The following is a 25,931-nucleotide window of genomic DNA, read 5'->3' as shown; positions in this document are numbered from 1 at the left end:
AACACAAGCTGTCCTCTGGGATTTTTTTCTTATTTTTTACAATATTTTTCCACAAAAGCATCGACGGGAATAGGCTTTTCAAAGAAATAGCCTTGAGCATAATCACAATGGACCTCTTTCAATAATTGCACATGTTCAGGGGTTTCTACACCTTCACAAACAACTTTTAAATTCATGATATGGGATAATTCCACAACACATAAAATAATATTGCGTATCTGATCTAGCTTTTTGTCGGTATTCAAGAAATCCCTGTCAATTTTTATTACATCTAATGGTAAAGAACTTAAATGATTTAAACTGGAATAGCCGGAGCCAAAATCATCCATGGTGATTTTAAAGCCTTCTTTTCGTAATGTTTGAAGCATGACAGTGACACGTTCACTTATCTCATTGAAGGCACTTTCTATAACTTCTATTTCGATATATTGATAAGGAATCTGATAATTGTCTACGATATGATGAAATGCATCATAGAAGTGTTCATTATTCATGGTCACTCTGGAGAAATTTACTGCGATTGGAAAAGCCTGATCATCTTTTAATAAATCTTTTAATAACATACAGACATGTTTCAGCATATAAAAATCCAAATGTAAAATACGTCCGTTTTTCTCAAAGAATGGAATAAAGCAGTCTGGTGGCATAAAACCTAAAGATTTTGATTGCCAGCGAACAAGTGCTTCAGCACCCATCAAGGTCGTATCATGAATATAAAACTTTGGCTGAAGATAAACCTTAAATTCTTCGTTTTTTATCGCATCATCCATTTCTTTTTGCATCTGATTTTCTCTATCCAGTTTTGCGACTAAGTCATGATCATAGTAGGCTGTGGCAGATTTTCCAATATCACGGCATTGTTTATGAGCAATATTGGCTTTATCAATGATGCTGTTGATTTGTAAAGTAGTACTTGGATTTGTCACATAGATACCAACGGAATAGGTTAAACAATCAGCGATTGCTTTTCCAAGCTGATTTTCAATACTCTTATGCAGGGTTGCCCTTAATTGATCAACCTGATCTCCTGGCTCACATGCAAGAATGAAGTTATCGGCATTCACATGGGCAGCAAGTGAATAATTCTGTTCTAGTGTCTGTGCAATGATTTGCAGCACTTCATCACCAAATTGATAACCATATGTATCATTAATATATTTCAGATTATCAATATCAAAATAAATGATGGCATAAGAATGTAGTTCCCGGGTCAGTAAAACAATCAGCTTTTCTTTAAAAGCCACAAGATTGTAGATGCCGGTTAAAGTGTCAATATAATACAGGTTTTTATATGTTTCCTGTCGCTTTTTACTGAAATAAATGATCAGTGTGGTGGAAATAATCAGATATGCCACAAGAATGAACACCGACAACAAAAGCTTTTGAGAAGATAAGCGCTCAGCCAAATCAACTGTTTCATTTGCATAGTTAAAAAAATCCTCACTTAATGCATACAAATCATTATTTTTTCCTTCCCGTACTTCATAAATGTTTTCTACAATTTCATCCCATTGTTTACGCATCTTTTCCAGATGCTCTTGAAAATAAGGATCAGTATTTTTCTTTAAATTATCGGGTCCTTTTCCTGTTTCTAATTCGTAAAGAACGATATCCATGCGATTCAGTAATTCATCATCTGGATGGCCTTCTAATTCTTTTTTTATTAAACGCTGTGTACCTCCACGAACAAAACCAGTATAGTTTATTGTTCTTGCATCACCCTGTAGCTGGAACAGCGAAAAGATTAAAATCAAAATGGCTACCAGCCAAGTCAGCACAGGGACAATGATATTATATTTTTTCATAGATGCCTCCCTGATTGATATTCAATCGTACGTAATGAAACCCTTATCACAATTATATCACAAAGGTTTTTAAAAAAGTTTTCTTTTAATGGTTTATCTGTCTTTTTTATAAGTTTTATTGTCATTTTCCTTTCATATGTATTATAATAACTAAGCTGAGTAGGAGGGTGTTGTATGAAATATCATTTTGATGAATTGATTAATCGAAAAAATACAGGATGTGTGAAATGGGATAAGGCATTTCCTGCATGCGATAAGGATATTCTGCCTCTTTGGGTAGCGGATATGGATTTTCCATGTGCAGAAGCAATACAGCAGGCACTAAAGGAAAAAGTTGACGAGCAGATTTATGGCTACAACACAGGATTTACACCAGCATATCGTCAGGCGGTATGTGGATGGTTTTCAAAACGATTTGATTGGGAAATAGATCCTGATACAATTTTTTATGCAGGCGGCGTTGTGCCAGCAATTGCCTATCTTTTGGAAATCATGAGTGAAGAAGGGGATGGTGTTATCATCTCTACACCAGTGTATTATCCATTCCGTAAAAAGATTGAGGCGACAAAACGTGTGGTTGTGGAGAATCCATTAATCAACGAACATGGCATGTATCGTATTGATTTTGATGATTTAGAGGCAAAAATGGCACGAAATGATGTGAAAGGAATGATCTTGTGTTCCCCACATAATCCAGTAGGACGTATCTGGACAAAGGAAGAACTGTTAAAAATTGTAACACTTGCGAAAAAATATGATAAATGGATCATCAGCGATGAAATTCATTGTGATCTTGTACAAAAAGATTATGAACATCAGCCATTATTGAAGCTTGCCCCAGAAGCAAAGGATCGTATTGTGGTTTGTACAGCACCATCAAAAAGCTTTAATTTAGCTGGTCTGCAAAACAGCAATATTATCATCTGTAATGAAAAATGGCAGAAAAAATGGACATCTTATGTAATGGAGCGCTTATCATTAAACGGTCCTAACAGCTTTGCGATTGCGGCTACCATTGCAGCGTATACCAAAGAAGATAGTGAACAGTGGTTAGCGGATGTCAATGCTTATGTAGATGAAAACGATGCATTTGCAAGAGCATGTATCCAACAATATTTACCAGAAGCAATTATATCCCCAAGACAGGGAACCTATTTGTTATGGGTAGATGTGCGTGCTTATTGTGAAGATGAAAAACAACTGGAAGAAACCATGTTGAAAGAAGGTTTGATTCTGGATGAAGGGTATCTGTTTGGTGAAGCAGGAAAAGGCTTTGAAAGAATTAACTTAGCCTGTCCAAGAAGTATCGTAGAAACATGTGTAAAACGCTTGTGCGATGCATTACATAAATAAGAAAGGATTAGAAAAATGATTTATTTTGAATATTTAATTTTAGCTGTATTGGTTGTTTATTTGTCGGTACGTTTATCGTACTATGTAGATTGTCTTGATAAAAAGACAAATTTATCAGGAGCATTTATTGGTGGCGTCATGCTGGCAGCTGTGACTTCATTGCCAGAATTATTTACTTCCTTAACTGCTGTTTTGGCATTAGATCAGCCTGACTTAGTTCAAGGAAATGTTCTTGGCAGCAATATTTTCAATTTGTGTGTTATCGGTGGATTGGTGTTATTTACAGCCAAACGTTATAAAGACGCAAGTATTGCCAACTCACATAAAAACACATTGATTTTTGGTATCGTGATGTATTTACTGGTTTTGTTTGCGATTTTAAAACCAATAGAAATCGGTGCTGGCTTCTTTAAGGTGAATCTGATGTCAATTGCGATTTTACTAGTTTATATCTTTAATGTGAAAACCATGGGGGAAGATACTTCAGGCGCACAAGAAGATGATGAAGTGTACATTGCCCTTACTGTGAAACAGATTATGATTCGTTTTCTACTGTTCAGTGTTGGACTTGTAATCGTAAGTATCCTGTTAACCCAGGTAACAGATAAAATTGCGACTGAATTAAATTTAGGTGCAACCGTAGCCGGTGCTATTTTCTTAGGTGTAGCAACAAGTCTTCCAGAATTGAGTGCTTCCGTGAATTTAGTACGTATCGGAAACTTTAACGCATCTTTTGGAAATATTGTTGGTAGTAATCTATTTAACTTCATCATTCTATGCTTTGCGGATGTATTGTATGTCAAAGGCGGCATCTATGTGAATGAATCACAGGTTATGAATTTGTTATGTTTTGGCATCTTCTCTATGGTTTGTACATTAGGATTGATCTATTTCAAAAAGAAACCAGCCATTACAAGAGTTTGCGGTATATTGATTCTGGTATCTTATGTTACCAGTATTGCTTTGAGTATGTAATTATTTATAATCGAAAATCAGGATATCAAAATCCTGTTTTTTTTTAATTTTAAAAAATTTGATTGTAAAGTTATTGTTAACGATTTAGAAAGGTTATTGTGATTGCCAGCAACTTCCTGTATAATGCAGACATCTTTTTCATAAAGTAGAAGTGGAGTGATGATATGAAAGATCGTTTCATGATAGGGATCAAAGGTTTGTTTGTAGGAAGCACCATGCTGGTGCCAGGTGTCAGTGGTGGAAGTATGGCGATGATTTTAGGCGTATATGATCGTTTGATTCATGCAGTAAGCAGTTTTCGTAAACAGAAAAAAGCCAGCTTATTATTTTTGCTTATCTTTTCCATAGGCGCAATCATTGGTATGGTAGCATTCGCAAGACCGATTCTTGCCGCAATCAATCGCTGGGAAAAACCTATGCTGTATTTCTTTATTGGTATTGTCGCAGGTGGGATTCCCTTAATGGTGAAAAAAGCCCAGCTGAAAACATTCCAGTTTACTTATATTATATATTTTATCATTGGCATTGTTGTCGTCGTGTTATTAGGAATGCTGCCGGGGATGGATGTTACATCTTCACAAAATGATATTCTGCATATATGTTTGCTGCTTGTGGCAGGTTTTATCAGTGCAATAGCACTTGTATTACCAGGTATCAGTGTTTCTTATATGTTATTGCTGCTTGGGATGTATGATACCACCATGCAGGCGATATCTAGGTTATATCTTCCATATCTGATTCCTTTAGGGATTGGTGTGATCTTGGGAATTATATCCACAACGAAGCTGTTGGAAACTTTGATGAATCGTTATACACAAAGTACGTATCTGGTGATTTTAGGATTTGTGGCAGGCTCTGTATTTGAGATACTTCCAGGCTTTCCATCCATACAAGAACTTTGGATTTGTGCATTTGCGTTATTGGCAGGCTTTTGTATCATCATGATGATTTTAAAATTCGATAAGGAGGAATGTTAAGCGTTCCTTCTTTTTTTCACCACTGTGTAATTAATTTCCTGCATGTATAAATGATGAGAGAAGGATATGAAAAAACTTAGTTTTATCCTTTTTTTTATCCTTGAAAAATGGTATCATATTGTGAGTGGAAATGAGGAATCTTATGGAACTAAAACTTGTGGATTTAGTAAGAAAAATGGAACAGGACAATCCTGATTTACAATATTTTGAAAAAGGTTCTTTTGTGATGAAACCGGTGTATTATAAACAAACACATCGTATTCATATGGAACTTTCTTTGCCTTCTGTACTGCCGTTTGATGTATGGAATGTTTTTTGTATGCGTCTTGCCAAAATAACAAGATGTCAGGTAGAAGTAATGATCAGTGCAGAAGATAAAACCAGTGACTTAGTAAATATTGCGGATTATATCCGTAATTATGTAGAACGCCATCCAGGCCTTCGTATTTTTTCAGATAGTCTGCCATCTCTTGAAAAAACATATTTGATTTATCATATCGCTGATGAAGCGCAACGTGATATCGCAATTCAAAATAAACATCTGGTTCAGGAGTTTTTGGAAAGTGTTGGTCTACAATTAGAGATACATGTAGAAGAAATGGTTTTGAATCAAAGCATTCCTACCATCAAGGTAAAAGATGATCATCCAAAACCGGTACAAACATTTGAAGAAAAGAAAAATTATAACTTTAAACCAAAAGGCAAAAAAGGATTAGACAGTTATGTGCCTTTTACGATTCATGATATCAATGAAGAATGCCATGGTGTAAAAATCAGAGGAAAGATCTTTGAAACAGAAACACGAACGCTTCGTAATGGAAAAGACATACAGACGCTTTGGATTGCGGATGATGACGATGCAATTATTATGAAACGTTTTGAGCGTGGGGCAGTTACCAAAGAAGTATTAGGAGAAATCAAAGTAGGAGATTGCGTCATTGCATATGGTAATGTAGAATACGATACATATTCTCGTGAACTTGTTTTTATGCCACATGTGATTGATAAAATCGCTGAAGTAAAACGCTGTGATGAGGAAGAAGAAAAACGTGTAGAGTTACACGTGCATACCAAACTATCCGAAATGGATGGGGTATGTGATATTACAGAATATATCAAAACTGCAGATGAATGGGGAATGGATGCCATAGCTTTGACTGATCATCGTGTAGTACAGGCATTTCCTACCGCACAAACGTGTGTGGATGGCATCAATAAAAAACGAGATCCAGAACATCCAATGAAGATTTTATATGGTGTAGAAATGAATATGGTCGATCCAATTCTGCGAATCGTTCGTAATGCAGATGATACCAAACTAGAGGAAGGAGAATATTGTGTATTCGACTTGGAAACCACAGGGTTATCACCTAGATTTGATCATATCATAGAATTTGGTGGACAGATTGTAAAGAACCGTGAATGTATCAAGTCTTTACAGCTGTTTATCAAACCACCTGTACAGTTAAGTGCATTTACAACAGAACTAACCAGTATCACAGAAGATAATGTACGAAATGCCAAACCATTTGAAGAGTGTGTAGATGAGATTTTAGATTTTATCGGCGATCGTATCTTGGTTGCACATAATGCGACATTCGACTATGGCTTCTTGAATGAATCATTAAAACGAATTGGACGCAAGCCGCTTATGAATCCGGTTGTGGATACGCTGGATTTGGCACGTAGTATGTTAGATCGTAAAGCATATCGATTGGGTAATTTAGCCCGACAGTATGGTATTCCATATGAAGAAGGCGGTGGAGCGCACCGCGCAGATTATGATGCCAATGTTCTAGCACAGGTTTTCATGCATATGATGAATGAATTAAAACACATCGCTACCTTAAAAGATTTACAGGATATGCAGGATGAACAGTGCTTTAATAAAGTAAGAGATAAACATGTGACGATATTGGTTAAAAATATGGCAGGGTTAAAAGAGCTGTTTGAGTTGATTACCTTATCCCATACAGAATATTTAAGCTATAACCATAAAAGTACGGCGAATGTTGTCGCAGAGCCTAGAATCATACGTAAGGAAATTGAAAAACGCAGAGTGAATGGTAACTTGTTGATTGGTTCTAGTTGTGTCAATGGTGAAGTGTTTGATATGGCGAGAACCGGTAGTGAAGATGATTTAGAGCGTGTGATGCAGTTCTATGATTATATCGAATTACAGCCACTTGCTAACTATCGCTTCCTAATTGATCAAAACTCTATTGAGAGTGAAGAACGATTAAAGGAAGTCGTACAGGCAATCGTGGATATGGCAGATAAACTAGGAAAACCAATCGTCGCAACCAGTGATGCCCACTATGTAGATCCTCAGGAAAAGATGACACGGGATATCTATATCAATTCACAGGCGATTGGTGGTGGACGTCATCCATTGTATCTATATGATCAGGAAAAACGCCGTCGTTTTAAAAGCCCGGATCAGCATCTTCGTACCACAAAAGAAATGCTGGATGAATTTGAATGGCTGGGAAGACAGCGCGCTTATGAATTCGTGGTAAAAAATACGCGTGCAATTGCGGATCAGATTGCGATTATACGCCCAGTTAAAGATGCTTTGTATCCACCGGATATCGAAGGCTCTGATCAAAAACTAAGAGAAATCTGTTTTGAAAATGCACATAAAAAATATGGTCCGGTATTACCAGAAATCGTTGAAAAACGACTAGTAAGAGAATTAGACAGTATCATTGGCGCAGGATATTACGTAGTCTACTATATCTCCCATCTGCTAGTAAAAAAATCATTAAATGATGGATATCTGGTAGGAAGTCGAGGCTCCGTTGGTTCCAGTTTTGTTGCGACCATGTCGGAAATCACAGAGGTTAATCCATTATCTCCTCACTATGTATGTCCAAAATGTCATTATGTAAATTTCTTTACAGATGGCAGTGTATTAAATGGATATGACTTACCAGATATTGAATGTCCAAATTGTGGAGAAATCATCCGTGGGGATGGTCATGATATCCCATTTGAAACCTTCCTTGGATTCGAGGGAGATAAAGTTCCCGATATCGACTTGAACTTCTCCGGTGATTATCAGCCTAACGCTCACGCCTATACCAAAGAAGTTTTCGGTGAAAGCCATGTATATCGTGCAGGAACCATTGGTACTGTTGCGACACAGACAGCCTTTGGTTATGTCAAAGGTTATGAAGAAGAAATGGGTATTGAAGGCAGCATGCGAAATGCCCAGGTCTTACGTTTAGCAAAAGGCTGTGAAGGGGTCAAACGTACAACCGGACAGCATCCTGGCGGTATTGTCGTGGTACCACTAGATATGGATGTACATGATTTTACGCCGGTACAATTTCCTGCCAACAACCCTTATGCAGAATGGAAAACCACCCACTTCGATTTCCATCAGATTCATGATAATATCCTGAAATTTGATATTTTAGGACATGTTGATCCTACAGCAATGAAAATGCTAGAGCGAATGAGTGGCATCGATGTTCGTACAATTCCAATGAATGATCCAGCAACCATGAGTTTATTCTCCAGTGTGGATGCCTTGCATATTGATACATCCCGTTATGATGAAGTGACAGGTGCTGCTGGTCTGCCAGAGTTTGGTACACCATTTGTACGTGGCATACTAGAACTAACTAGACCAACGACCTTTGATGAATTATTAAAGATTTCTGGATTGAGTCATGGTACAGATGTATGGTTAGGAAATGCCAAGGACCTGATTGATGAAGGCATTTGTACTTTAAAAAGTGTTATCGGATGTCGTGACGACATCATGGTATATCTGCTTCATAAAGGCCTTCGTCCAAAACTTGCCTTTACCATCATGGAATCTGTACGTAAAGGAAAAGGCTTAAAGGATGAATGGATACCAGAGATGAAAGCCAATGGGGTAGAAGACTGGTATATCGAATCTTGTAAGAAGATCAAATATATGTTCCCAAAAGCCCATGCCGTTGCCTATGTTATGATGGCGATTCGTATTGCGTGGTTTAAGGTACATCAGCCTCTATACTACTATTGCATGTTCTTTTCCATTCGTTGTGATGCTTATGATATTGAAACGATGATCAAAGGGGAAAATGCTATTCGCCAGCGTATGTCACAGATCAATGAAATGATGAAAAACAACGATTACAAAAATCAGGTCACAAAGAAAGATAAAGATACCTACAATACCTTAGAACTAGCCTTGGAAATGGTATTACGTGGTTATTATTTTGAAAATATCAACCTGATGAAATCATCATCAAAAGAATTTATTGTGGATCCTGATGAACCAAACCGCATTATTCCACCATTTACCAGTATTGATGGTCTTGGAGAAAGTGTTGCGGATACCGTAATAGAAGCTAGAAAAAGTGGACCTTTCTTATCCAAAGAGGATTTACAACGTCGTACATCTTTAAGTGGAACGCTAATTAAAAAGCTGGAAGCCATGGGTGTATTAGATGGCCTGCAGGATGAAAACCAAATGTCTTTATTCTAAGCAAACATACCATTTTCTGAATAAATCAGAGAATGGTATTTTTTTGAAGATTTGAGATTATGTATAGCTGTGCTATAATTTTACTGCAAATGAAAGAGGGATATTATGAAAGCAAAAAAAGGTTCAACGATTCATGTGATTGATTCCGCCAGTAATTTTAAATATATGTTGATACTGGAGGGATTAGCGACAGGTCTTGTTGCTGGGGTCATTGCGGTAATTTATCGTATCATATTGGGTTATGCAGAAGAATTTGTCAGTTTTGTATCAAATACACTGCAACAGCATGCGATTTATATCTTAGGCTGGTTTGTGGTATTGATTATAATAGGTGTAATCGTATCCAGACTATTAAAATACGAACCACTCATCAGTGGCAGTGGAATTCCACAGGTGGAAGGAGAAATGATGTCTTTCATCGATCAAAAGTGGTATAAAGTATTATTGGCAAAAATCACAGGTGGTGTTTTATGTGCATTTGGTGGTCTTTCTTTAGGCCGAGAAGGTCCAAGTATTCAATTAGGTGCCATGGCAGGAAAGGGTATATCTAAAATATTTCATAAAGTGAAAATGGAAGAACGCCTGCTTTTAACATGTGGGGCGGCAGCCGGCTTATCTGCGGCATTCAATGCACCACTTGCGGGAGTTATGTTTGCTTTAGAAGAAATTCATAAAAACTTTAATGTATCCGTTTTGATTTCTGTGATGTGTGCATCCGTTACAGGGGATTTTATTTCGCGTAATGTATTTGGTTTATCTCCAGCTTTCCATTTCGTGGTAGAAGAAACCCTGCCACTTCAATATTATGGAATGATCTTATTACTAGGCATCTTATGTGGAATTGGTGGTGTGCTTTATAATAAATCAACCATGAAGGTGCAGCAGTTATTTTCAAACAGTCGTTTTTCAGCTTATGGTGTCATTGTGCCATTACTTGTCGCAGGGGTACTGGCACTTGTTTTACCAGATGTATTAGGCAGTGGACATCGCATGATCGAAATGCTAAGCAATAATCATACTTTTGTAATTCAGACATTGCTGATGCTGCTGGTATGTAAATTTGCATTTTCATTAATCAGCTTTGGTTCTGGAGCACCTGGTGGTATTTTCTTCCCATTACTGGTTCTTGGAAGCTTTGTCGGCGCAATTTTTGGCAGTATCGCGATTCAGATGTTTGATTTTCCAGATATGTATTTATCCAATTTTATTATTATGGCAATGGCAGGCACCTTTGCGGCGATTGTTCGTGCACCGATTACAGGTATCATACTGATTGCGGAAATGTCAGGAACATTAACACATTTATTACCATTGGCACTAGTTTCTTTGGTGGCTTATCTGTGTGCTTCTTTATTAAACTGTGAACCGATTTATGAAAGTTTACTGCATAATCTGCTTGTGAAAAACGGTGTGGATCTTTCTGCATTTGGTGGGGAAAAACATATTGTACAGGTAGTTGTGGAGCTTGGTTCTCCTGTGTGTGATCAGGCAATCAAGGATATCAAATGGCCAAGCAAGTGTTTGATTATCAGCATTGATCGTCAAGGAAAAGAAATCATACCGCGAGGTAATACGATTTTGCATACTGGTGATACATTAATTGCGTTATTAAATGATGAAGATGCACCATATATCCAACATGAATTAGAAAAATGCTGTACCCATAATTGGGATTAAAACGAAGATGTCAAATGTCTTCGCTTTTTATATAGGTAAAAACTGGGAAATAAGATGATATCATAAAATGAAAAGGCGAAGAATGTGGAATCTTCGCTTTTTTAGGGCGAAAACAGATTAATGTAGGGTATTTTGATGAAATATGTGAAATCAAAAATTTCACTTTTTCCATGTACAAAGATAGGTAAAAGAGGTATAATAGTGGCAGTTAGTAGCGGAAAGTGGTAGAAAGTGGGGCGATTAACATGTTCATTGGTGAGTACGCACATAATATTGATAAAAAAGGGCGTATCATCATTCCTGCAAAATTTCGGGAAGAACTTGGAGAACATGTCATCGTAACACGCGGCTTAGATGGATGCCTTGCACTTTATACAACCAAGCAATGGGAAATTATCTATGAACAGCTGATGAAACTGCCATCTACTAAGAAGGATGCTCGTGTATTTGTACGTATGATGACGAGCAAGGCCGCTGAATGTGATATTGACAATCAGGGCAGAATACTATTACCGGCCTCATTAATCAAAATTGCCTCTATACAAAAAGAATGCTGCATCATTGGTGCTGCAAATCATGTAGAAATATGGGCAAAAGAATCATGGGAGCCTATGGAAGAAGAAGGAAGCGAATCCTTTGAAGAAATCGCAGAAAATTTAACGGAGTTCTTGATGTGATATGAAACACTATAGCGTATTATTAATGGAAAGCATTGAAGGTTTAAAAATCAGAGAAGATGGTATTTATGTCGATGGTACGCTTGGTAGAGGCGGTCATAGTTCAGAAATACTAAAACGGATTCCAAAAGGACATTTGTATGCGTTTGACCGTGATGCAAGTGCAATTGAAGAATCCAGGACAAGATTATCTGAAATATCAGATAACTTCACATTAATACATAATCGTTTTTCCCAGATGAAAAACGAACTGGCACAGTATGATATAACGGCTATTTCGGGTATGGTACTTGATTTAGGCGTTTCCAGTCCACAGTTTGATGAAGCGAAGCGAGGATTCTCTTATCGATTTGATGCGCCACTCGACATGCGTATGGACCAGACACAGGCGCTGGATGCATGGACGATCGTCAATACATGGGATTATCATGAATTGGTCAGAATCTTCTATCAATATGGTGAGGATTCTTTTTCTAAACAAATTGCAAGAAAAATTGAACAAGCAAGAGAACAAAAGCCAATTGATACAACATTTGAACTGGTTGACATCATCAAGTCAGCATTACCGGCAAAGGTTTTAAATAAAAAAGGACATCCTGCGAAAAAAATATTTCAGGCTATCCGTATTGCGGTAAATGATGAATTAAGGGAACTACAGATTGTATTGGATGATGCACTTGATATGTTGGAAGTTGGTGGCAGACTTGCAGTCATCAGTTTTCAATCATTAGAGGATCGTATTGTAAAAGATACCTTTGCTTCAAGAAGCAAAGGACCAAAAATTGATAAACGAATTCCTTTACTGCCAAATGAAATTGAAGAGGCACCATATCGTTTGGTAAATCGCAAGCCAATTCTGGCAAGTGAAGAAGAACTGGAAGAAAATAATCGCAGTCATAGTGCAAAACTTAGAATTATAGAAAGGGTCAGATAGGGTGATGAGAAAATGGCGAAGGCAAAACTTGTAAAAAGAAAAAAAAGATTACGTATTGATCGTTTGGCATCCATGATGATGGTGCTAGCAATCTGTTTGTTTTTAGGCGCAAAATATGGTTTACAAAGTTATAACTATTCTCTGTCTTTGAAAAAAACGCAGATTGAAGCGAAAAACAAAGAACTATCTCAGGCTGTCGCAGATTTGCAATCTGAAGTAACCAACTTACAAAGCCGTGAACATGTTTTAAGTGTAGCGGAAAAAGATAATATCAAAACAAATCAAAAAAACGTTACATTGATTGGGGATTCTAAAGAGTAATACAGAGGGCAAAATAGATCATGAGGGACTTGTTGCGGTAGATATCGTGACCAATGTCCTTTTTACTATGTTTGGGATATAATGAAACATATATGTTCTTACAGTGCATAAACAAATTTTACGAAGATCAGTAAAGGTGGGATGATACATGAATACAAGAAGAAGTAATCGTACGTTAACGATCATTGCGATGATTATGGGGGTTGTGGCAACAATCATTATCATGAATGTGTTCTATACAATGATCACCCACAACCATTTTAGAAGTGGTCAAGATATTCTGGCATATAAAGGCGATGATGGCACAAAGGAAACAACGGTAAAGGCAAGTAGAGGAACCATTTATGATCGTAATGGAGAAGTGATTGCCACAGATGAAAATACTTATTCTATCATCGTATATCTGAATGAAGATCGTAAAGGATTAAATGAAACACCAGCTTATGTCAGTGATTTTGATAAAACATCAAAATTATTAAGTGAAAAGCTGGGAATGAAAGCTGAAGATATCAAGACAATCTTAGAAAATGCCAAGGCGAAAGGTGCCTATCAAACAGAACTTGGCACCAAAGGAAAAAATTTAAGTGCCAGTGTCAAAGAAAGTATTGAAGCGCTACAGCTGCCAGGTATTGAATTTACACAAACGGTAGAACGAAAATATCCAAACAGTTATTTTGCTAGTACACTCATTGGATATGCACAATATGATGAGGAACAAAAAGCGATTACCGGTCGCATGGGATTAGAAGAAACATTAAATAAATATCTAACTGGCAAGGATGGGAAAACCACGAGTCAAAAAGATAAAAATGGAAACACGTTGCCAGGTACCACATTTGTGGAAGCCTATAAAGAGGATGGTAATGATGTATATCTGACCATTGATCAAAATGTACAGCTGGCATTAGAGAGTCTGATGAAAAAGACAATGAAATTCTCTGGTAAAGTAAATAAAGCGTGGGTACTAGCAGTGGAGGTAGAAACCGGTAAGATTTTAGGATGGTCAAGTTATCCTTCCTTTGATTTAAATACGCGTAATGATTTAAAACAATATATAGACAATAACAGTACATTCATTTATGAACCAGGTTCCGTAATGAAGGGTGTCACCTATTCCTCTGTTTTGGATGTAGGAAAATATCCATATAATCAGAAATATACAGCCAATGTATTCTATTTTTCAACGACACAGGATGGAAAAATTGTGCGTGTAAATTCAGCCGAAAATGCGTTGGGGACAATATGGGATGCTGAACATCATTCAATGGGTACGCTTACTTTTGATAAAGGATTCGCAAGATCTAGTAATATCGCAATCTGTGAGCTGTTAACCAATCATATTACACCAGAAATCTATCGTGAATACATTGATAAATTCGGATTTTTAAAACCTGTGGATACCCCATTTGTAAAAAATGAAGCGGGAAATATCAATTTTAATTATCCGATTGAAAAATTATCAACCGGTTTTGGTCAAAGTATCAACGTAACGGCTTTACAAATGGTTCAGGCGTATACTGCCATATTTAATGATGGAAAAATGATGCGGCCATATGTAGTGGATCGTATTGAAGATGGAAATTCTCATAAAGTCATTGAACAATATGAGCCACAAAGTGTAGGTACGCCAATCAAAAAAGAAACCAGCGATTATGTAAAGAAATTGATGGGTTTGGTTGTCAATGATCCTGATGGAACAGGTCAGGTATTTAAGATGGATGATGTGGATGTCATCGCCAAAACAGGTACAGGACAAATCTCAACTTCCACAGGATATATGGATGGAAGATGGATAATGTCTGTAATGGCGGCAGCACCTGCAGATGATCCAAAAATCATGATGTATTATGCATTTGAAGGTGGGGATTACACTAACTTTAGTCGTGAATATTTTAAAGATGCTATGCGTGAAGCATTGATTGCACAGGGTATTACTGGTAGTTCTAATGATGCCAATAGCACGAAGAAAACAAATAATTACGCAGAATATACGATGCCTTCTTTGGTAAATCATAGTTTGGATTATGCGAAGAATAAATTATCAGGTATGAAGGTAGAAAAGGTAATTATTGGCAATGGCGACAATATTATTTCACAATATCCAGATGGTGGGGAATCAATCATCAGTAATCAAAATATCTTTTTGATGAGTGATGGCACTAAAATTACCATGCCGGATATGAGTGGTTGGACTATGAAGGATATCACCGCATTCTGGAAATTAACAGGTATTGAAATCCAGATGGAGGGTAGTGGCAGTGTATATAAACAAAGTGTGAAAAAAGGTCAGGCAATCAATGCCGATAGTGAAATCAAAGTACAATTGAAATAGAGGTCATCTTATTGTGGATGACTTCTTTTTTTTCGATATGCTACATACAATGTGGATGAGGTGTATAATGTGCTGCGTGGAAAAGTAAAGAAAAGAATCAGTTTGATATTTCTTTGTACAATCATGATTTTTTGTTGTATCTTGGGAAAATTAGGCTATGAACAAATATTCCATCATGAAGATATTATGGAAAAAGCATTATCTTTATGGGAACGTGAATTTACAATTGCAGGATTAAGAGGTTCTATTCTTGATAAGAATGGCAATGTTTTGGCACATGATATTCCAAGTACCAGTGTCATGGTGGTCCCTGCACAGATCAAAGATCCAGATGCAACAGCTGAAAAATTAAGTGAAATTCTGGGTGCGGATAAGGCTAAAATCAAGGCAACGATTAGCAAGCATGTATCTACGCAGAAAATTCAGCCGGAAGGACGACTCATCAGTGATGATAAAGCAAAAAAACTGGAAGCGATGGATCTGGATGGTGTATATCTGGTACAGGATAGTTTACGTAATTACCCCAACAATAACTATTTGGCGCAGGTGCTGGGATTTACCGGTATCGATAATCAGGGACTTGCAGGTTTAGAATTACAATATAATGATATCTTGACCGCAAAAAGTGGGGCATTGCATATTCCTTTTGATGCCAAAGGTCATAATGTAGACTTATATCAGGAAAACTATGAAGCACCTGGCAGAGGCATGAATGTAAAATTAACAATTGATTCTAACATACAGGATGTATTAGAACGTGAAATTAATAATCTAGTAAAAAAATACAGTCCAAAAAGTGCATTGGCACTAGCGATGGATCCGAATACTGGAGAAGTGCTTGCGATGGTCAGTAAACCGGATTTTGATCCTAATCATTATCAGGACTATTCCAGTGATGTATATAATCGAAATCTACCAATCTGGATGAGTTATGAGCCAGGTTCTACTTTTAAATCCGTTATATTTTCTTCTGCATTAGAGCTGAATCTGTTTGATATGTATAAAGATACGTATATGGATAAAGGATATGAAATGGTTGGCGGTGCACGAATCAAATCATGGAAAGCTGGCGGCCATGGGCTACAGACATTTCTTCAGGTATTGGAGAATTCCAGTAATCCGGGATTTGTGGAAATATCACGCAGAATGGGATTAGATAATGAGTATGCATATGTGAAAAAGTTTGGCTTTGGGGAAAAAACAGGTATTGATTTACCAGGGGAAAGCAGTGGGATCATGTTTAAAAAAGAAGCTATGGGAGAAGTAGAACAGGCAACAGTGGCCTTTGGACAGGGGTTAAGTGTGACGCCCATCCAGCTGGTTACAGCCTTCTCTGCAATTGTTAATGGGGGAACCTTATATAAACCATATATCACAAAAAGTGTGAATGATCCCATCACCAATGAAGTCATCATGGAACAAAAACCAACCGTTAATCGGCGTGTTATCAGTGAGGATACCAGCAAGAAGATGCGTTATGCACTAGAAAGCGTTGTTGCCAATGGGGGAGGTAAACCAGCTTATATGGAAGGGTATAAAATCGGTGGTAAAACCGGTACAGCACAAAAGGCAGAAAACGGAGTATATTCCAGTACCAATTATGTCTTGTCCTTTTTAAGTGCTGCCCCAATTGATAATCCTAAAATCGTATTATATATCGCCGCAGACAGTCCCAAAAATGATGTTTTGTATGGTGGTACCGTCATTGCGCCTATTGCGAAAGCATGTTACGAAGATATACTTCCTTATCTGGGGGTAAAGAAAACCAAAGATCAGATACCAAAGAAACTGATTTGGCCAGAAACAGAAAATATTAAAGTTCAGGATTTTGTGGGAAAGAAAAAGAAAGATGTAACACAGGAAGGTGTTACTTTCACCTTTATTGGAGAAGGTGATACCGTTATGGAACAGATGCCGGAAGCCGGCACCACACTGGGTGAACAAGGGGAGGTCTGGATTTATCTTGGAAATGACAAAATTAAGTGAGCTTATGGGAATGTTGCATATCGATTGTGAAGATGAACGAGAAATTCTTGGAATATGTGATCACAGTGGACATGTGAAAAAAGATGAAATCTATGTATGCTGGCGTGTGTTGGAAGAAAAAAAACAATCCTATATCAAACAGGCCTTATCCAAAGGGGCGGTAGTTTTATGTGATAAAGAAAAACCAGGTAAGGATATTTATGTATGTGAATGTGTTGAAGATATCGCACAGGCTTTGATCGAGCTGTATTATGGTGATTTATGCAAAGACATCTTTGTGGCAGGCGTCAGTGGTACCAATGGGAAAACCAGTGTCACATCTTACTTGTCACAAATGCTTCATATCTGTGGAAAAGAAGTTATGCGTATTGGAACGGGACAGGTAACTTTTCTGGATCAGATCATTCCTATTTCAAACACAACACCTGATTGTTTTGAACTGGCACAATTATTTCATACCGCGAACATGTTAGGATTAGATGGAGTCGTTATGGAAGTCAGCTCGCATGCGATAGATCAAAATCGGATTAACTTCATTCAATATGATATCATTATCTATACCAATATCACACAGGACCATTTAGATTATCATCTGACAAAAACCCATTATCGTTTCACAAAGTTCAAATTAAGGAGATATTTAAAAACGGATGGTTTGATTATCTATCAGAAGGATTTAAAAGAAATGCGTGATTTCGCATATTTATACCATGGTGCCAGTTTGACCATTGGCATGCGTGATGCACATATGGTGTTAGAAAATATTCAGTTAAGTGATCATGATGCCGCTTTTATCTTTGATCATATACCCTATCATACCCACCTGCTGGGAATGTTTAATGTATATAATATCGCAAGTGTCATTGCGGCAGGAAGAAGACTAAATATCGAAGTATCATTAATGCAGAAAGCCTGTGAACAAATAAAGGCAGTTGCAGGAAGAATGGAAGTATTAAAGGGAAAAGGCTATCATATCTGGATAGATTTTGCGCATACACCAGATGCATTATTGAATCTTTTACAATTTGCTCAATCGGTAAAGCGAAGAAATATCATCACAATCATTGGATGTGGCGGCGACCGGGATAAAACCAAACGCGCATTTATGGCAGATATCGCAAGAACGTATAGTGATATAGCAATCTTTACTTCTGATAATCCAAGAGGAGAGGAAATACATGAAATCCTGTACGATATGTGCACAAATGCAGGAGAACATGTAGAAATATTTGAAAATCGTAGCTTTGCGATAAAACATGCTGTTAAATGTGCACGAAATAGTGATATAATAATAATCGCTGGAAAAGGAAACGAAGATTATCAAATGATACAACATCATTACTACCCTTTTTCGGATAGAGATATCGTTAAGAAACGATTATGTGAGGAGGAAAACCATTGAACTTGAATTATATACTGGCATTCGGGTGTTCTTTGATCGTTACCTTACTGGTGATGCCAAAGCTGATCCCGTTTCTACATAAGATCAAATTTGGACAAGTGGAACGAGAAGAAGGCTTAGCCAGCCATAAAGCAAAAGGTGGAACACCAACGATGGGTGGAATGGTATTTGTATTGGTACCAATTCTGATTATGCTGATTTTAAATCCGAAAGCATTCACTTCTATGGAAATGCTGATTGTAATATTTGCGTATCTTGGTTATGCAGTCATTGGATTTATCGATGATTTTTTGATTGTGGTAAAGAAAAATAATGATGGGTTAAAACCATCTGTAAAATTTCTAATGCAATCTGTATTAGCAGTGGTATTTTATTTTATTTATCAAAGCATTGCCCAAACAAGTGTAAATATACCGGTTTTGCATATAAGTATTGAATTGGGCTTTTTATACTTTGTGTTGATATTTATTATGTTTACGGCTGAAAGCAATGCAGTGAATTTAACCGATGGATTAGATGGCTTATGTGCAGGAACGTCTTTGATCGCAATGGCACCTTATATCATCTTTGCGCTAATGCAAAAAGAAAGTGATTTAGCAATGTTTTTACTTGCGGTATGCGGATCACTGATTGGATATCTGAAATTCAATCTGCATCCTGCAAAAATCTTTATGGGAGATACAGGTTCTTTAGCAATTGGTGGGCTGTTGGCCGCAACTGCCATGATATTAAAAGAAGAATTACTTTTGATTATTATCGGCGGAGTGTTCTTAATGGAGGTATTATCTGTTGTCATACAGGTTACCAGTTATAAATTGACCAGAAAACGTGTATTTAAAATGGCGCCTATTCATCATCATTTTGAGATGTGTGGTATGAAAGAAACACAGGTTGTTTTGATGTTTTGGTGTATTGGTTTTATATTTGCATGTATTGGATTATGGTTGGGAGTGATTTAAGATGAGTGAAAAAGTACTTGTCATTGGTGCAGCAAAAAGTGGTGTCGCAGTCGCAAAACTATTGCATCGCCATGGATATGATGTAACCATTACAGATATGTCAAAAATAGAGGCTAAAGAAGAATTAGAAGCATTGGGAATGAGTGTATGGGAGAATGGACATCCGGATACTTTGAAAAATGAAGAATGGGCGTTTGTAGTAAAAAACCCAGGAATCAAATATACAGTACCTTTTGTGAAATATTTTGTGGACCATAAGATTAAAATACTGACAGAAGTAGAAATCGGCTATCGTTACGCAAAAAAATTCCATTATGGAGCTGTAACTGGCACCAATGGAAAAACAACGATTACGACGATGCTGTATGAAATGCTGCAGCATAATAAAAAGGCGATAGTAGCAGGAAATATTGGCTGGCCACTTAGTGAACTGGCTTATGAATATGAAGATGAAGAAAAAGATGTCGCATTAGAATTGAGTAATTTTCAGTTATTAGGTATAGAAACCTTTGCGCCTACAGTAAGTGTTGTCTGTAACCTGGCACCAGATCATTTAGATTATATGCCAAGTGTAGAATCCTATTATGCTTCAAAAATGAGGATTTATGAAAATTGTAAAGCAGATGACTGGTTTTTGCGCAATGTAGATGATCCAACAGTAATGGAATATGCACAAAATATTCTTTGTACCATGATTGATTTTTCATTAACAAGACAAGATGTAGATTTATATCGAAAAGATGGAAAAGTCTATTTGAAAGATGAAATGCTGTTTGAAGAAAAAGAATTTAAAATCGTTGGAGATTATAACCTGAGCAATGCTATGGTCGCCAGCTGTATGGCTTATAAACTGGGTGTATCCATTGAAAATATCAGAAAAACGATTCGTGAGTTTCAGCCAGTGGAGCATCGTTTAGAATATATTGGAGAAAAAAATGGTGTCCGATTCTATAATGATAGTAAAGCCACTAATACCCATGCAGTAACAGCAGCGTTATCATCCTTTGAAAAAAATATTATCCTGCTAGCTGGTGGGCATGATAAAGGTATCAGTTTTGATGATTTAAAACAATTTGATGAACGCGTCAAATACTGTGTTGCTTTTGGAGAAACAAAAGAAAAATTCAAGGAAATATTTCAACATGTCATAACACAGGAAACGATGAAAGAAGCACTGGATGAAGCTATTCGCTTATCCCAGGAAGGCGATGTTATCCTGTTATCTCCGGCATGTTCAAGTTATGACCAATTCCCAAATTATGAAGTAAGGGGACGCATGTTTAAGGATATGGTCCATGAATACTTAGATAAAATGTAAGGAATTCGTTAGAAATTAGCATTGTACTTTGTATAGTTTTGGGATAGAATAGTATAGAAAACAAAAAAAGGAGTCTATTATGTTATTTGAAATTATAAAAGCTATCTTATATGGTGTTGTGGAAGGTGTGACAGAATGGCTGCCCGTCAGCTCCACAGGACATATGATTTTATTTGAAGAAATTTTACCTATGAAGGTATCACCGGAATTCTGGAATGTATTTCTAGTAGTAATTCAATTAGGTGCCATTTTGGCCGTTGTCTTATTATACTGGAATAAAATATTTCCATTCAATTTCAAAAATAAAAATCGTCCATTGATTCGTTATGATATCATGAATTTATGGGGAAAAATCATTGTCGCATGTGTACCAGCTGCGATTGTTGGTATATTATTCGACGATATTTTAGAAAAATATTTATATAACTCGATTACCGTGGCAACAATGCTGGTACTTGTAGGTATCGCCTTCTTGTTTATCGAAAATAAAAACAAGCACAAGCGTGCCAGAGTTATGACATTACAGGATTTAAGTTATAAAGATGCGATTATTATCGGCGCATTCCAATTGATTGCGGCGATATTTCCTGGAACATCAAGAAGTGGCGCTACAATTTTAGGCGGATTGATGATTGGTGTCAGCCGTACAATCGCTGCAGAATTTACATTCTTCTTGGCAATTCCAGTAATGTTTGGCGCTAGTTTATTGAAAATAGTAAAATTTGGATTGGCATTCAAAGGATCTGAAATTGCAATTCTTTTGACAGGTATGATCGTAGCATTTATCGTTTCTATTCTTGTGATTCGTTTCTTAATGAGCTATATTAAAAAACACGATTTCAAGGTATTTGGATGGTATCGTATTGTATTAGGTATTATCGTACTTGGCTGTTTCTTCTTTCATGTTATTTAATGATTATAAAAAAGCTTTCTGTATTTATTTCAATATGACAGAAAGCTTTTTGTATACGTAAATCAGAAAATTTCTAATCCAACTTTTTTCTTTACTTTATTTACTTTTTTCCTAGCGATATATCTGGCTTTTTCATCGCCTTCTTTGATTACTTTTTCAATCAGACCACTGGAAATGATTTCTTTATACTTATTTTGAAGCTCTGTTAAGAAATCAAATACACACTGTCCAACTTCTTTTTTGAAGTCGCCATAACCTTTTCCATCATAACGAGCAACAATACTTTCGATAGATTCACCACTTAAACTTGATAAAATTGTTAGAAGATTAGAAATACCTGGCTGATTTTCAGGATCATATTGGATAATACCAATGGAATCAGTTACAGCAGACATGATTTTCTTACGCGCTACACTAGGCTCGTCTAACAAATCAATCGTTCCTTTAGGATTGGCGTCAGATTTACTCATTTTCTTAGTAGGATCCTGTAAAGAATAAACCTTAGCACCAACTTTTTCAACCAATGGTTCAGGAACCACAAAGGTATCTCCATAACGATTATTAAAACGTTCAGCTAGATTACGTGTTAATTCCACATGCTGCTTCTGATCCACACCAACAGGTACATAATCTGCATCATATAATAAAATATCCGCAGCCATTAAAGAAGGATAAGTAAACAAGCCGGCAGTAATACCCGTTTCACCTTTGGCAGTTTTATCCTTATATTGCGTCATACGCTGTAATTCTCCCATATAAGAATTACATGTCATGATCCATCCAAGTTCTGCATGTTCATGCACATCACTCTGTAAGAAAATCGTCACACGTTCAGGATCTAAACCACAAGCGATGTATAAAGCAATTAAATCTTTTGTATTGCGTTTTAATTCCGCTTTCTCCTGTGGGACTGTGATGGCATGCATATTTGCGATAAAAATATACATTTCATAATCATTCTGATAATTCACAAAATTTCGAATTGCACCGATATAATTACCAAGTGTCAATCGACCAGTCGGCTTAATGCCGCTCAACATACGTTTCATTGTATTCCTCCTTATAAATAAAAAAAGCACCAACGAAGGGACGCTTTTCTCTTACGTGGTACCACCCAACTTACTTTCCTTAGAAAGTCACTTCTCGATAACGGCGAGTAACCGATCATACGATCCACTCCAAAGTCCCAATTCAAAATATAAACCGTACTGATTTACACCAACCATCAGCTCTCTATACCAGCATTTATATTTCTACTAAATCTTTATCCTCGTGGTTTCCTTTATTATCATACTATTTCAAATTTCAATTGACAAGTCATTTTCAAGAAAATTCATCCAATCCAAAAAAAATACTTTCAATCAATACCACTATCCTATATAATATACATAGATGAAATGAAGGAGGTTCTCATATGATCATTTTATATACATCTCCGGGTTGTGCTAGCTGTCGCAAGGCGAAACAATGGTTGAAAGACAATGATATGAAATTCATTGAAAAGAATATTTTTACAACTTTATTAAAAGAAGACGAAATCAAATATCTTTTACAGCGAAGTGAAAATGGTACTGAGGATTTAATCAGTACACGTTCTAAAGCATTCCAGGAACTGAATCGCAGTTTAGATGATTTCTCAATCAAAGAGTTGGTGGAATTGATTCAGAAAAATCCTAGTATTCTGAAACGACCAATTATGATTAGTGAAAAAAGCTTTGTTGTTGGATATGATGATGACGAAATTACAACTTTGGTACCACCACAGTTGAGAGTTGTTGCGGCTAAGGCATGTAATCCATCCTGTGCAAATTATCCAATCTGTGGCAAAGTAAGAGAAAATAGTGAAAATGCAGCAAACTAAGCTGCATTTTTTATAAAAGGCAATGTAAGCATTTACATAAAATTTTATGAAAAAAAACGAAAAAAAGATAAAAAAAGCGTTGACAGGAGAAAGGATGTTTGGTATTATATACGAGCGCTGAACGAGGCGCAGGAAACGAAAAACATTTCGGTCTTTGAAAACTAAACAGGAAACGTCAATTTCGAAAGAAATAAAACGAACCAGAAAAACAAAAATCATAACGTTAGTAACGTTTTGAGTCATATCAAATGGAGAGTTTGATCCTGGCTCAGGATGAACGCTGGCGGCATGCCTAATACATGCAAGTCGAACGAAGTCTTTAGAAAAGCTTGCTTTTCAAAAAGACTTAGTGGCGAACGGGTGAGTAACACGTAGGGAACCTGCCCATGTGCCTGGGATAACAGATGGAAACGTCTGCTAAAACCGGATAGGTATGAGGATCGCATGAGCCTCATATTAAAAGAGCGCTAGCTCTGAACATGGATGGACCTGCGGCGCATTAGCTAGTTGGCGGGGTAACGGCCCACCAAGGCAACGATGCGTAGCCGACCTGAGAGGGTGAACGGCCACATTGGGACTGAGACACGGCCCAAACTCCTACGGGAGGCAGCAGTAGGGAATTTTCGTCAATGGAGGGAACTCTGAACGAGCAATGCCGCGTGAGTGAAGAAGGTCTTCGGATCGTAAAGCTCTGTTGTAAGAGAAAAACGGTGGATATAGGAAATGATGTCCAAGTGATGGTATCTTACCAGAAAGCCACGGCTAACTACGTGCCAGCAGCCGCGGTAATACGTAGGTGGCAAGCGTTATCCGGAATGATTGGGCGTAAAGGGTGCGTAGGTGGTGCATTAAGTCTGAAGTAAAAGCCAGCAGCTCAACTGCTGTAAGCTTTGGAAACTGGTGTACTAGAGTGCAGGAGAGGGCGATGGAATTCCATGTGTAGCGGTAAAATGCGTAGATATATGGAGGAACACCAGTGGCGAAGGCGGTCGCCTGGCCTGTAACTGACACTGAGGCACGAAAGCGTGGGGAGCAAATAGGATTAGATACCCTAGTAGTCCACGCCGTAAACGATGAGAACTAAGTGTTGGAGAGATTCAGTGCTGCAGTTAACGCAATAAGTTCTCCGCCTGGGGAGTATGCACGCAAGTGTGAAACTCAAAGGAATTGACGGGGGCCCGCACAAGCGGTGGAGTATGTGGTTTAATTCGAAGCAACGCGAAGAACCTTACCAGGCCTTGACATGGATATAAATGTTCTAGAGATAGAAAGATAGCTATATATCACACAGGTGGTGCATGGTTGTCGTCAGCTCGTGTCGTGAGATGTTGGGTTAAGTCCCGCAACGAGCGCAACCCTTGTCGCATGTTACCAGCATTCAGTTGGGGACTCATGTGAGACTGCCGGTGACAAACCGGAGGAAGGTGGGGATGACGTCAAATCATCATGCCCCTTATGGCCTGGGCTACACACGTACTACAATGGCGTCTACAAAGAGGAGCGACACAGTGATGTGAAGCAAATCTCATAAAGGACGTCTCAGTTCGGATTGAAGTCTGCAACTCGACTTCATGAAGTCGGAATCGCTAGTAATCGCAGATCAGCATGCTGCGGTGAATACGTTCTCGGGCCTTGTACACACCGCCCGTCAAACCATGGGAGTTGGTAATACCCGAAGCCGGTGGCATAACCGCAAGGAGTGAGCCGTCGAAGGTAGGACCGATGACTGGGGTTAAGTCGTAACAAGGTATCCCTACGGGAACGTGGGGATGGATCACCTCCTTTCTAAGGAGAAAGTACAAAAAAGAAGTAAGAGATATTTCCTGTTTAGTTTTGGAAGTCTGAGAAGGATTTCCGAGAAGTCGATCTTTGAAAACTGAATAACAGAAGACATATGTAAGGTCTATAACGAAAGTTGTAAGAAAAACATAGATATTCACGAGTAAAGTTAAATAAAA

At 37.5% G+C, this 25,931-nt stretch carries 17 protein-coding genes, 1 rRNA gene and 1 other annotated feature; of the genes, 16 read left to right on the top strand and 2 right to left on the bottom strand.

The features are described from left to right. Positions 1–29: 29 nt before the first annotated feature. The gene (locus tag DW114_RS05135) at positions 30–1,805 is read right to left on the bottom strand and encodes an EAL domain-containing protein (RefSeq protein ID WP_117452719.1); all 1,776 of its coding nucleotides are present in this window, start codon (positions 1,803–1,805) and stop codon (positions 30–32) included. Positions 1,806–1,979: 174 nt separating this feature from the next. On the opposite strand from DW114_RS05135, the gene DW114_RS05130 reads away from it, so the two are divergent. From DW114_RS05130 to DW114_RS05065, 14 genes are all read left to right on the top strand, one after another. Then, positions 1,980–3,158 (top strand): MalY/PatB family protein, encoded by a 1,179-nt coding sequence (locus tag DW114_RS05130; protein ID WP_117452718.1) that lies wholly within the window; start codon positions 1,980–1,982, stop codon positions 3,156–3,158. 15 nt (positions 3,159–3,173) lie between these two features. Then, the gene (locus DW114_RS05125) at positions 3,174–4,133 is read left to right on the top strand and encodes a sodium:calcium antiporter (RefSeq protein WP_117452717.1); all 960 of its coding nucleotides are present in this window, start codon (positions 3,174–3,176) and stop codon (positions 4,131–4,133) included. 164 nt (positions 4,134–4,297) lie between these two features. After that, positions 4,298–5,110 (top strand): DUF368 domain-containing protein, encoded by an 813-nt coding sequence (locus tag DW114_RS05120; protein WP_117452716.1) that lies wholly within the window; start codon positions 4,298–4,300, stop codon positions 5,108–5,110. 142 nt (positions 5,111–5,252) lie between these two features. Beyond that, positions 5,253–9,593, top strand: coding sequence for a PolC-type DNA polymerase III (locus DW114_RS05115; RefSeq protein ID WP_117452715.1), 4,341 nt, complete (start codon positions 5,253–5,255; stop codon positions 9,591–9,593). A gap of 105 nt (positions 9,594–9,698) precedes the next feature. Next, the gene (locus DW114_RS05110; protein WP_117452714.1) at positions 9,699–11,270 is read left to right on the top strand and encodes a ClC family H(+)/Cl(-) exchange transporter; all 1,572 of its coding nucleotides are present in this window, start codon (positions 9,699–9,701) and stop codon (positions 11,268–11,270) included. A gap of 245 nt (positions 11,271–11,515) precedes the next feature. Next, positions 11,516–11,947, top strand: coding sequence for a division/cell wall cluster transcriptional repressor MraZ (gene mraZ, locus DW114_RS05105; RefSeq protein ID WP_117452713.1), 432 nt, complete (start codon positions 11,516–11,518; stop codon positions 11,945–11,947). A 1-nt stretch (position 11,948) separates the two neighbouring features. Further along, positions 11,949–12,881 (top strand): 16S rRNA (cytosine(1402)-N(4))-methyltransferase RsmH, encoded by a 933-nt coding sequence (gene rsmH / locus DW114_RS05100; RefSeq protein ID WP_117452712.1) that lies wholly within the window; start codon positions 11,949–11,951, stop codon positions 12,879–12,881. Between the two features lie 12 nt (positions 12,882–12,893). Then, entirely contained in the window at positions 12,894–13,202 is a 309-nt protein-coding gene (locus tag DW114_RS05095) for a cell division protein FtsL (RefSeq protein WP_117452711.1), read from the top strand. Positions 13,203–13,350: 148 nt separating this feature from the next. After that, a complete protein-coding gene (locus DW114_RS05090) occupies positions 13,351–15,534 on the top strand; it encodes a penicillin-binding protein (protein WP_117452710.1) in 2,184 nt (727 codons plus the stop codon). A gap of 69 nt (positions 15,535–15,603) precedes the next feature. Beyond that, complete coding sequence (locus DW114_RS05085; protein ID WP_117452709.1) at positions 15,604–17,520, top strand: penicillin-binding transpeptidase domain-containing protein; 1,917 nt, start codon at positions 15,604–15,606, stop codon at positions 17,518–17,520. Next, complete coding sequence (locus DW114_RS05080; RefSeq protein WP_117452708.1) at positions 17,504–18,922, top strand: UDP-N-acetylmuramoyl-L-alanyl-D-glutamate--2,6-diaminopimelate ligase; 1,419 nt, start codon at positions 17,504–17,506, stop codon at positions 18,920–18,922. Before DW114_RS05085 ends, DW114_RS05080 begins: the two co-directional genes overlap by 17 nt. A gap of 53 nt (positions 18,923–18,975) precedes the next feature. Continuing rightward, on the top strand, positions 18,976–19,881 hold the full coding sequence (mraY, locus tag DW114_RS05075) for a phospho-N-acetylmuramoyl-pentapeptide-transferase (RefSeq protein ID WP_394336419.1): 906 nt from the start codon (positions 18,976–18,978) through the stop codon (positions 19,879–19,881). Between the two features lies 1 nt (position 19,882). Continuing rightward, entirely contained in the window at positions 19,883–21,199 is a 1,317-nt protein-coding gene (gene murD / locus DW114_RS05070; protein WP_117452706.1) for a UDP-N-acetylmuramoyl-L-alanine--D-glutamate ligase, read from the top strand. A 79-nt stretch (positions 21,200–21,278) separates the two neighbouring features. Further along, complete coding sequence (locus DW114_RS05065) at positions 21,279–22,112, top strand: undecaprenyl-diphosphate phosphatase (protein ID WP_117452705.1); 834 nt, start codon at positions 21,279–21,281, stop codon at positions 22,110–22,112. 62 nt (positions 22,113–22,174) lie between these two features. On the opposite strand, the gene trpS is transcribed toward DW114_RS05065, so the two are convergent. Continuing rightward, positions 22,175–23,161, bottom strand: a complete 987-nt coding sequence (gene trpS / locus DW114_RS05060) for a tryptophan--tRNA ligase (RefSeq protein WP_117452704.1) — start codon at positions 23,159–23,161, stop codon at positions 22,175–22,177. A 33-nt stretch (positions 23,162–23,194) separates the two neighbouring features. Next, positions 23,195–23,392 (bottom strand) — a binding site (T-box leader). Positions 23,393–23,526: 134 nt separating this feature from the next. Between trpS and DW114_RS05055 the strand changes: the two genes are divergently transcribed. Further along, on the top strand, positions 23,527–23,973 hold the full coding sequence (locus DW114_RS05055) for a Spx/MgsR family RNA polymerase-binding regulatory protein (protein WP_117452703.1): 447 nt from the start codon (positions 23,527–23,529) through the stop codon (positions 23,971–23,973). A 245-nt stretch (positions 23,974–24,218) separates the two neighbouring features. Continuing rightward, positions 24,219–25,758 (top strand): 16S ribosomal RNA (locus DW114_RS05050). Positions 25,759–25,931 lie beyond the last annotated feature (173 nt).

Source organism: Absiella sp. AM09-50 (assembly GCF_003433845.1).
Lineage (GTDB): Bacteria > Bacillota_I > Bacilli_A > Erysipelotrichales > Erysipelotrichaceae > Hoskinsella > Hoskinsella hominis.
The sequence above is the reverse complement of the archived record's forward strand: the minus strand, read 5'-3'. Positions and strand labels throughout refer to the sequence as shown.